Annotated in this window: 6 protein-coding genes; 5 read left to right on the top strand and 1 reads right to left on the bottom strand. The window is 42.1% G+C overall.

The features are described 5' to 3' along the window. Positions 1-495: 495 nt before the first annotated feature. Positions 496-1,095, top strand: a complete 600-nt coding sequence (locus tag K9M52_RS18355; protein ID WP_224069898.1) for a TetR/AcrR family transcriptional regulator — start codon at positions 496-498, stop codon at positions 1,093-1,095. Here the strand turns inward: K9M52_RS18355 and K9M52_RS18350 are convergent. Continuing rightward, entirely contained in the window at positions 1,075-1,329 is a 255-nt protein-coding gene (locus K9M52_RS18350) for a CBU_0592 family membrane protein (protein ID WP_224069897.1), read from the bottom strand. The genes K9M52_RS18355 and K9M52_RS18350 overlap by 21 nt on opposite strands. Positions 1,330-1,906: 577 nt before the next feature. Here K9M52_RS18350 and K9M52_RS18345 point away from each other — a divergent pair. From K9M52_RS18345 to K9M52_RS18330, 4 genes are all read left to right on the top strand, one after another. Next, complete coding sequence (locus tag K9M52_RS18345) at positions 1,907-3,280, top strand: DUF1800 domain-containing protein (RefSeq protein ID WP_224069896.1); 1,374 nt, start codon at positions 1,907-1,909, stop codon at positions 3,278-3,280. Between the two features lie 18 nt (positions 3,281-3,298). Further along, positions 3,299-4,486, top strand: a complete 1,188-nt coding sequence (locus K9M52_RS18340) for a DUF1501 domain-containing protein (protein ID WP_224069895.1) — start codon at positions 3,299-3,301, stop codon at positions 4,484-4,486. Between the two features lie 1,395 nt (positions 4,487-5,881). Continuing rightward, positions 5,882-9,097 carry a SusC/RagA family TonB-linked outer membrane protein gene (locus K9M52_RS18335; RefSeq protein ID WP_224069894.1) on the top strand — a complete coding sequence of 1,072 codons (3,216 nt, stop codon included), beginning with the start codon at positions 5,882-5,884 and terminating at the stop codon, positions 9,095-9,097. Between the two features lie 17 nt (positions 9,098-9,114). Beyond that, a complete protein-coding gene (locus K9M52_RS18330; protein WP_224069893.1) occupies positions 9,115-10,995 on the top strand; it encodes a RagB/SusD family nutrient uptake outer membrane protein in 1,881 nt (626 codons plus the stop codon). Positions 10,996-11,084: the final 89 nt, after the last annotated feature.

The following is an 11,084-nucleotide window of genomic DNA, read 5'->3' as shown; positions in this document are numbered from 1 at the left end:
TCTGCGTTAATTATGTTTATATTCGGTTTATGAGGATCGTCCGGCGATGACTACAGTCATAACCCAGGCATTACCTTTGAAATAAAAGATACACGCCAATTAGTTCAGTATTTCGCCAGCATATTTAAGGGCCTCCTGCCAGCGCTTTATATTTTCCTAGAGCGATCTCGCAGGAAGTGCCTAATGAATCTCTATGTAAAAACTGTAATCATTATTATACCCTGCATGCGCTGAGGGTCCCGTATATCCTGGCCTGTGCATCTTCGTTTTCGATCGGAACAACGCAGCATCTTTTTGTTGCGCGCTCAGGTATAAAATAATATATTGATTGAATGTTCAATAAAAGTATATCGATTCATCATTGTATAAAAATTTTCTTATTGGATTAACATTGCGTTTGCAAATCTGTTTATCTTTATGAATGTAATTTGTACTTTAATCTTGTAACATAACCTGTTGTATACCCTGTATGTCTTATTTAAATTTAATTATTATATGGGAAGAAAAAGTCTAAGAGAACCGCGGCAAAAAGAGATTATTATTGCTTTTTATGAACTTGCCAAAAAAGAAGGACTGGAGAATGCCTCAATTGCCAAAACCGCCCAGTTAATTAATATTCAGCCAAGTCTGATCATGCATTACTTTAAAACCAAGGAGTATTTACTCTATGGTTTGGTGGAATATATATTAGATAAATATCTTCTGATCTTTGATGTCAAAGGTAAAAATACGATCAGCTCACTGGAAGAGCTGATCAAAGTGATTGAAAGGCTTTTCTCTAACAAATGGAATCTTTTATTTGACGACAGTGTTTCCTACAGTTGTTACGCCTTGACGTTTAGGGATAAGACCATCCAGGGAAGATACAGGATCGTTTTAAAGGCCCTGCGAAGCCGGCTATCCGCTTTAATTTCCCGATGTATCGCGAATGGCGAAATCGAAGTAAAGAATGCCGAAACAACTGCAGACCTTATTTTTGTATTAGTTGATGGTGCTTACTATTATTTAAGCCTGATCAGAGACAAAAAAGAATATGGTGAGAATCTTAAAAGATATAAAGATCACGCCATTAGCTTACTTGATATTTCTGTTTGACCTTTTAACAATCATTATAATCGCATAGACCGCTATGAATGCCCAGACAATATTCACCGCCAGATTGGGATAGTCGTCAAGCAGCCATGCATTTATCAACAGCCCGATGGCCCCTAGTATATTAAGTATATGATATAAGGGGCGCTCTGATCTTAATTTTTTGATGACTAGTAATAAATAGGCTACCAAGTAGAACATAACGCCCAGCCACCCGGATAGTTTGATAAGATTCATGACTCTCTCATTTAAAATTGGCCACCTGACCACGGTAATGGCAGTAAAATACAACAATTAATTTTTACTGTCACTTTATCAGAGCGGATCATTGCCCAGATAGCCGGTTTATTCTGCTCTTTGATAACTGCAGTGCCTTAACGGACGTATTACAAGTCGATGAATTACAATGTTTAAGGCTGTAATTAAATTAAATTTTCAAAGAACTGTCCAAGAAGGCCCGGATCATTATTTCTAATAATATCAGTTCTCATATTGGAGATTCCCGTTAAGGAGCCTACAGTCTGGTAAGTTGATATTCTATGACAGCAAAGATCAAAATCAATTTTCCATTCCTATATAATTACAGGTTATCTAATTGCTATTTCCTATACGGAATCCATAAATCGGTTCTATCGGCCTTATGAAAATCAATTTTTTACTGTGAGCGGGCCATAATCGTCCAGCCTGACCGAAGGCTACCGGAGCTAAATTAACGGAGACTTGGATCCAACCTGTTATGATTTTCGTTAATTTAGTAGGGAATAGGGATAACTTTGCTGTGTAGAAGTTGACAGAAATTATAAAATATAGTGGTATGGCTTCTGAGTTTACAAAAAATAAGCACCTGGTAAGCCGGGCGGGATTTGGAATGAGTTTAACCCAGATTAAAGTCTGTGAAATGCAAAATCACACAGATATCTGGAAAGGATATGTGAAGAAAAGAGCATTTAAACCCATCCGTTTTGATTCCCCGGCGATCAATTTTGATTACGGCAGGATATCAAAATTGAACGCCGAACAGAAAAAGCAGGTACAACGGCGTAACAGGCAACAAAACATAGAACTCAACCTTAATTTCCTGCATGAAATGGTCCATTCCGAAGACCAGTTGAGAGAGAAGATGGCCTTTTTCTGGCATGGGCATTTTGCCACGAGAGTAGCCAATCCTAAATTAAGCCAGCAACTTCTAAATGTGATCAGGGAAAATGCGCTTGGCAATTTTAAAGATCTTCTATTTGCCGTTTCCAAGGCGCCGGCTATGCTTAGCTTCCTCAATAATCAGCAAAATAGGAAAGGGCATCCCAATGAAAATTTTGCCAGAGAGGTAATGGAACTTTTTACAATGGGCAGGGGGCATTATACAGAAACGGATATTCGGGAGGCAGCCAGAGCCTATACAGGTTGGTCCTACGATAGAAACGGAACGTTTATTAAAAGAGATAAGTTTCATGACAATGGAAGTAAGACCTTTTTAGGTAAGACCGGAAATTTTGACGGGAATGATGTGTTGAATATCATTTTAGAGCAAAAGGCGACCGCTCGTTTTATTACAGCCAAGTTATACCGTTTTTTTGTAAATGAGCAAATTGATGAACAGGTCGTTGCCACGTTAAGCCGGCAGTTCTACGATGCAGGGTATGATATTCCCAGGCTGTTGGAAGGCATTTTTATGTCCTCCTGGTTCTATGACAAACAAAATATTGGCACTAAAATAAAATCTCCTATAGAACTTATGGCTGGCATCATGCGCATGCTCCCTATGAAAATGAATGATCCTGAAAACCTGATTGTTTATCAAAGGTTACTGGGACAGATGTTATTATATCCGCCAAATGTTTCGGGCTGGCCATCGGGCAACGCCTGGATCGACAGTTCCACGCTTTTACTCAGGATGCAGATCCCCCAGATATGGAGCGGGCTCCGTCCTCTGGATCTGAGCCCTGGCAGTGATGACGATATAGATATGGGCCTTAAAAGACAGAAAAGCCTCGCCAGGAATTTCAAAAACCCGCATATGTCTATTTTCTGGCCGCAGGTAGAAGCGGCCTTTTCAGGAAGGGACGCGGCCGGGATCCTGCTGTTAAACGACGGCAGTATTAATCGGAACCTGATAAAAAAATACGCAGATGGGGATTTCAGCCGGCGTATTATTGATATCATGAGTACGCCGGAATACCAGCTTTGTTAAAACTATAAATTTTGTGTAATGCTTATTAAAAGACGTGAATTCCTCCAGCTAACCTCTCTGGCCAGCGCCTCATTTATGGTGCCGAAATTCCTGAAAGCCATGAATCTGCCGGGAGCAATGGAAATGAAAGGCAAAGTATTGGTTATTCTTCAGCTCAGTGGCGGTAACGACGGACTGAATACGATTATTCCCACCAGAAATGATATCTATTTCCGGGAAAGGCAGACGATCGCCGTGAATAACGCATTACCTCTTAACGATGACGCGGGTATCAACCCTGCTTTGCGCTTTTTCAAGCAGCTGTATGACAATGGAGAGATGGCGGTATTAAACAATGTTGGCTATCCCAGGCCCGATAAATCCCATTTTCGAAGTATGGACATTTGGCAGAGTGCGAGTAAAAGCAATGAATTTCTGGAAACCGGTTGGATAGGGCGGTACCTGGATGAAGCTTGCTATAACTGTGGTCATCCGACACAGGCATTAGAAATCAACGATATGCTTAGTCTGGCCCTAAAAGGTGAACACAATAAGGCTTTTGCCTTTAAAGATCCCGCCAAAATGTATCGCACCAGTCAGGAGACTTATTTTAAGTCACTATATGACCATCACGACCATCATGATGAAACAGTGGCGTATTTGTATCAGACTTTAGGATCAACTATTGGCAATGCGGGCTATATCTTCGAAAAAAGCAAAGCTAAAAAAACAGACACGATTTATCCGAATTCTGCATTGGGGAAAGATTTTAAGACGATCGCCTCTCTTATCAAATCTGATATTAATACAAGTGTGTATTATGTAGAAATTGGTAGCTTCGACACTCATGTTAATCAAAAGCAAAGGCAGGAAAACCTGTTCAAGACCATGAATAAAGCAGTAGAAGCCTTTGTAACGGACCTTAAACAAAATGGACTTTTTAAGGATGTAATGATCATGACTTTTTCAGAATTTGGAAGGAGAGTTGCTCAAAATGCCAGTGGTGGAACCGATCATGGCACTGCCAATCAGATGTTCTTTATCTCAGGGGGATTGAAGAAAACAGGTATCCTGAATGCCTTACCCGATCTGCAAAAACTTGATCAGGGAGATCTCATATTCATAGAGGATTTTCGCAAGGTTTATGCAACTGTTTTAAAAAACTGGCTTAAAGCAGACGCAACAAAAGTTCTGGGGTGGAAAAACGGTATGTATGATTTTATATAGAATGAAGATGGATGTAAATATTTGAGGGGATAAGAGAAAGCGCATGCCTCCGCCAAAGATCTCTTGACATCACTGACTGTTTTTTGCTTTTCGAGTTCTTTGCCGATAGATTCAGAGATGAAATTCAACGCCAACATTAGCGCCATTCTGTCCAAAAGTTTTAATAAATTGGCTAACCGGGGCGAATGACATACCTTATCTACCGTTCAGCAATAACCGTCAGCTCAAGGCTGTATACTTTCACCGTAAAAGGATGATTCAAGGCCGTTTTTAATTGCCGGAAACGCCATTTCAAAAATACTAGAAACTACTTTTTAATACATAAATCGGCTTAACGGCCCTATTGGCTTCTTATCAAAGATTTTTATGACATTACAAAAATAACGAATTGATTCATTTACGTTTATTTAATAAAAATGCGCCAAACTATGTTAATGAATGTTAAATGAATAACGAATAATTGCCTAATCCCGTTTGAAAATGCCAAATTACTGTCAATGATTTATTAATTTAAATCCTCGTTGAAGTAAAACTGAATAAATTACGATGATTAATCTTATAAAAACGTCCTATGCATTGCCCGGGATTTTGAATTGGAATTTGAGGCAATTAAAAACCGATGGTAGTAACATCTTATTAAATCTAGTTTAATCAAAATTAAAGCGTCGCGAAAGCTATTTTTTTGTGTTGTCAATGCAAACGATTACGCTTTATGCGTAAACTTTTTATTGAATAAATATTACTTCTGTTGAGAAAGATGTGTGTCTGTCATGCTTAAACGTATAAGTTTCTGACAAACATCTTTTTTCGTCTGGGAATTTAAAGCCACATTGAAGAAAAGTAAAACGAAAGCAGCATGGGTATCCAAATTAAGACCGGCTGATTGTCAGTAAAATCCGGTGAATAACATATCAACAACGAACCAGTAATACGCTGGTTTTATCAAGCCTTTTAACGCAAACGTTTGCGTCTGGGCCTGAAAGGCCATTTTATGCCCTATAGTCAAATCAGATTATTACAGTTATCAACTACAAAATTGTTGTCATGCAAAGTAATTATATAAGAAATCATACTGCATTTAATCAAATTGTCACCAGTCACTGTAGCGCATCTGCTGTGATTACAATTGGTGCAGCTAAACAGCTCAAGGGACTGCTGTTACAGCTCACAGATGATGGCTAATGGTCATCATCTGTGAGCTAAGGTATTGATCGCATTCGTTGAAATAATAACGAACACGACTGCAATCATCTATGGCGGTGGCTATTTCAGGCGAATATATTCCTTAACTGAAAAAATAAATCTGTACTCATTGACCGTAAATGCCACGATAGCCTACCAGATAAATGCTACAGCACACCGGTTCTAACAAATTACTATCCTAAAATTTTTTTTATGAAAACTAAATCAAAACAAAAAAATGGTGATACCCGGATCCCTGGAAGGCGGCTGTTTAAGACCGTCCCCATACTGCGTCCTGTGTTATTCACCATCCTTATCGTGGGCATCAGTCATTGTCTGTTAGCCCAGGACCAGACAGGTAATACTGGCGACGGAGATCTGCATGATTACCACGGTCATGTCTATAACACTCAGGGAAAGCCTATGGAAGGGGTTTCACTCAAAGCTAAAAGCGCCGCTTCCGGTACACTCAGTCTGGCAGATGGCTCTTTCGCTATCAAAGCGAATGAGGGTGATACCTTATATGTTTCTTTCATCGGTTATATAGACCAACGACTCGCTTTGGGTAACACAGAGAGTATGGAGATCCAGCTGATTGAAGCGGCGGACAGCAGCCTGAATGACGTTATTGTTATCGGTTACGGCAACAAGAAAAGATCTGATGTAACCTCGGCGATTGCCACGGTTTCGAGTAAGGATATAGAGAACAACCACAATGGCTCTACCGTGAGCGCTATTCTTGCAGGCAAGCTGCCGGGGGTATCCTTCCGGATGTCTGACAGTCGTCCGGGTGCCAGCGCCAATATTTCTATCAGAAACATGGGGGCTGCTTTATACATAATTGATGGCATCCCACAGGATGAAGGCCAGTTCAATAATATTTCCCCCAATGACATTGAGAGTATCTCTGTATTAAAAGATGCGTCGGCTGCCATCTACGGGGTGGAAGCTGCCAACGGGGTTGTACTGGTAACCACCAAACGTGGCAAGCTCGGCAGCCCCAGTCGGATCAACCTGAATGCATACACAGGCTGGCAAAACTGGAGCCGCTTCCCCAAGACTGTCAACAATTACGATTGGCAGAAAGGAAAGGTGGAATCTGATATCAATCAGCACAGAAACCCGATCTCCCAGGAGGAATTGAATAAATACCTCCAGGGAACGGAAGAGGGGTATAAAAGTTTCGACTGGCATGATTTTATTGTGCAGGGCAATGCACCGCTCAATAATATCAACCTGAACTTCACGGGGGGGTCAGATAAGGTGAACTATTATGTATCAGCCAGTAATCTCTTCCAGAACTCTGTACTGGGACGGGAATACAAATTCAACAGGAGCAATATCCAAAGCAATATTGATGCCCAGGTCACCAAGCGCTTAAAGATTGGCGCCTCTATCAATGGACGTGTGGAAGACCGGCAGAATCCGGGGGTTCCTGGCACAGATGATTACTGGGAAGCCCGCTTTGCTATCTTGCGCAATACGCCATGGGAAAGGCCTTTTGCCAATGATAACCCGGATTACCTGAATAATATCGGACATAACAATGAAAACTGGGGTTTGCTTAATACGCATCTGTCTGGTAAATACCGTGATACCTGGCGCGTTTTACAAACCAATCTGACCGCTGAATATAAAACACCTTTGGAAGGATTGGTTTTAAAAGGACTGTTCGGTTATTACTATGCCAACCAGCTGCTCAATAACCATGAGTATACCTACGATGCCTATACATTTGATCCAAAGGACAGTAGTTATAATGTTACCGGTGGCAGCTCTAACCCCTGGAGAGAGCGCAGGCAAAAAATGGTACTCTCCTCCGATATCCAGTTGCAGGCGGACTATGCCCATACCTTTGGGAAACATTCTGTCGGCATTACTTTCGTAACGGAACGTAACAAAAGACAGGAACTGGAGAACTGGGTCCATGCGGTCCCCACGACCAATGTATTACCGCTGATTTATTTCTCTACGATGGACACCTATGATGATGCGGATGTAACCAAGTCTAAGATTGGCTATGTGGGCCGCATCAGCTACAATTATAACAATAAGTATTATCTGGAGGTGGCAGGACGTAGGGACGCTTCCTATATCCTCAGCCCTGACCATAAATGGGGAACCTTCCCCTCTGCATCTGCCGGTTGGCGTATCACGCAGGAGCCGTTCTTTCAAAAGTTAGTCAGCCCGGACATCTTGAATGAACTAAAACTGAGAGGCTCTTATGGATTGACCGGTGATGACCGTGACTTGCCTATAGATGAGTTCTCTTATCTGGAAGCCTACAATTATAATAATGGTAACCCGGCAATATTGGATGGGGTACCGGTGATCAGTTCTCATTATAGAGGGCAACCGGTTACCAATATCAGTTGGATCAAGAGCCACATGCTGGATCTGGGCTTCGATTTTGGTATGTTCCATAATAAACTGACGGGTACTTTTGACTTCTTCAAAAGAGAACGCTCCGATATACCTGCTCAGAAATATGATGTGTTGTTACCCAGCGAACTGGGATACACCCTGCCTGATGAGAATCTGGATGTGAACCGTGATAAAGTACAGGGGATTGAAGGCTCTCTTTCTTATCATGGTCAGGCCGGTAAAGTGTCATTCTCAATTGGGGCGAACCTGTCCTATGCCAGAACCTCCACTGTTTCTACTTATAAGCCCAGATTCTTTAATTCCCTGGATGAATATTACAGCAGTATGGAGGGCAGACCACAGAACCTTACCTGGGCATATATTACGATTGGACAGTTTACCTCTCAAGAACAGATCAATAACTATCCTGTCAATATTGACGGACAGGGGAACAAAACCCTTTTGCCGGGGGACTTTATTTATAAGGACATTGATGGCAATGGTGTCATTAATAAAGATGACACCAGGCCTCTGGGATGGGGCACGGGCAGAGACCCTATCGTTAACGGAGGACTCAATTTGGCAGCCAACTGGAACGGGTTTGATTTTCATATGGACTTTTCGATTGGTGCCGGCTATTCCTTTGTCCGCAATTGGGAAATGCGCTGGCCTTATCAGAATGGAGGTGCTCTACAGGAACTTTTTTATAAGAGTCACTGGCACCATGAGGATATCTATGATGTCAACAGCCCCTGGGTAGCCGGAGATTATCCAGCCATGCGTTTTAATGAAAAGGGCCACAGCAACTACAACAAACTCTCTACATTCTGGTTGACGAATGTCAAATACATTCGCTGCCGGACGCTGGAGCTCGGCTACTCGCTTCCCACGGCTGTCTTGGAACGGATCAAAATCAGCAAGGCTAGATTCTATGTAAATGCGAACAACCTGTTTTCCATTGACAACATGCATGATTATGGCATTGATGCAGAGATTGTGGACGACAACGGTTTAACTTACCCGCAGAGTAAGTTTATTAATGTGGGGATTAATCTGAGCTTTTAATTATTAAATAATAAGTTATGAAGAAGATATATTTGATAGTCATGATGGCCAGTTTACTGGCTTCTGGCTGTAGTAAAGATTTCTTAACCAATGATCCGACCTCTATTCTAAAAACAGATCAGGTTTTTGGGTCTAAAGAGCTGGCTTTTTCAGCATTGGCGGACCTGTATAAGGGCTATGTGGATTTGCAGACGATTACGAACTGGTCGGAGTTTACAAATTATGATGAGGCTTTTCCTTCTGAGGCTGGCAATTACTGGCGCGTTCAGCAAACCGATTACCCTTACGACTGGTGGAGCATATGGAATTATGATTATATCCGCCATATCAATATCTATATTGAACGTTGTCGCGCTTCAAAAGCCTTGGCAGATGAAGACAAGCAGCGTTTCATTGCAGAAGCACGCTTTTTAAGGGCAGCCAATTACTTTGAGCTGGTAAAAAGAATGGGAGGGGTGCCTATTATAACTGAACCTCTGACCTACGACTATAATGGTGATCCGTCTTATTTACAGCACGCCAGAGCCAAGGAGTCAGAAGTATACGATTTTGTATTAGCTGAATTAGACACCGCCCAACAGTATTTGCCCGATGATGCCGGTGTGCAGGACCGAGCCTCTAAGGGTGTGTGTTTAGCCATGCAGTCAAGAGCAGCTTTGTATGCGGCCTCCATCGCCAAATATGGAGCTATGACGCCCAGCGTTTCGTTACCTGGTGGAGAAGTAGGCATTCCTACTGCTGAGGCCAGAAAATACTATGAGATCTCCAGAAAGGCTTCTCTGACACTGGTGAATAGTCATAAGTATAGTCTGTATATGAAAAAACCGGAGGATTTGTCTGATAATTTTGCAGCACTCTTTTATGACAAGTCTAACAATCCAGAGGTCATCTTCGCTCAAAATTTCAAGCTGAAGAGCGGCACCATTGAAGCATGGACCCTGAATAATCAACCCAGAGCTATTGCAGAAGAAGCACAGGGAGGCAGGCTTAACCCTACACTGAATCTGGCGCTTAAATATGAAACGCTGGATAACAAGTACACACCATTTGTACTAAAAAATGGCGCCGATTATGCTTATTATGATCAGGAGACGGATATATTTAAAAATCGTGATGCACGTCTGGCAGGCACTTTTATTTTGCCGGGTAGTCAGTTTAAGGGTAAAGATGTAGATATCTGGGCTGGTTATTATGTCGCAGCAACGGGCAGGATCATTACCTCGAATGTGTTTGGCGGACTGGCTCAGTTACCGGGCAGGAACTATAAGGAAAAGGTGGTAGGTGGATCCGGCCCGATTGATGGGTTAGAGTTTGGTGCACAGACCGGGTTCTATGTACGTAAGTTTATGGACCCTGCAACGGGTTCTGGCCAGATCGGTACGCAGAGTGAAGTTTGGTGGGTAAGATACCGCTACGGAGAAGTGCTGCTTAACCTGGCTGAAGCCGAATTTGAATTGGGGAATAAAGATTCTGCCGCTATTTTCCTGAATATGATCCGCCGTCGTGCCGGGTTTAAAACAGACCTCACGCCCACGCAGATTACCTTTGACAGGATCGTTCATGAAAGACGGGTAGAGCTGGCCTTTGAGGGACATGAATTGTTTGATAACAAGCGCTGGCGTATTGCACATAAAGTCTGGAATGGTCAGAGTATCAGTATTACAGATCTGGACAATGGTATTGGCAAGGCGGCTGCTCCCAATACGATGGCCTACGGCCTATGGTCTTATAAAGTATATGCACCCGGTACCGCTAATGATGGCAAATGGATCTTTAAAGTGGTCAAGCCAAGTGAAGTAACGGCTGCTCATCGTTTTCAGACGGGTAACTACTACTCTAAGATCAATCAGGATATCATTAGCAATAATCCCAAGATCGTTAAAAACCCTAATCAATAGGATTAAAGACCTGGTAATCATCGCGACGCGATGATTACATCATGATCCGTGAAATTGATTGGTTATTCAAGGAATACTAAAAATTACAT

The sequence above is a fragment of the Arachidicoccus terrestris genome (assembly GCF_020042345.1).
GTDB classification, from domain to species: Bacteria; Bacteroidota; Bacteroidia; order Chitinophagales; family Chitinophagaceae; genus Arachidicoccus; species Arachidicoccus terrestris.
The sequence above is the reverse complement of the archived record's forward strand: the minus strand, read 5'-3'. Positions and strand labels throughout refer to the sequence as shown.

Coding starts and splice junctions, on each gene's coding strand:
- K9M52_RS18335 (WP_224069894.1), top strand. CDS start 5,882: ATGAAAACTAAATCAAAACAAAAAAATGGTGATACCCGGATCCCTGGA.
- K9M52_RS18330 (WP_224069893.1), top strand. CDS start 9,115: ATGAAGAAGATATATTTGATAGTCATGATGGCCAGTTTACTGGCTTCT.
- K9M52_RS18340 (WP_224069895.1), top strand. CDS start 3,299: ATGCTTATTAAAAGACGTGAATTCCTCCAGCTAACCTCTCTGGCCAGC.
- K9M52_RS18350 (WP_224069897.1), bottom strand. CDS start 1,329: ATGAATCTTATCAAACTATCCGGGTGGCTGGGCGTTATGTTCTACTTG.
- K9M52_RS18345 (WP_224069896.1), top strand. CDS start 1,907: ATGGCTTCTGAGTTTACAAAAAATAAGCACCTGGTAAGCCGGGCGGGA.
- K9M52_RS18355 (WP_224069898.1), top strand. CDS start 496: ATGGGAAGAAAAAGTCTAAGAGAACCGCGGCAAAAAGAGATTATTATT.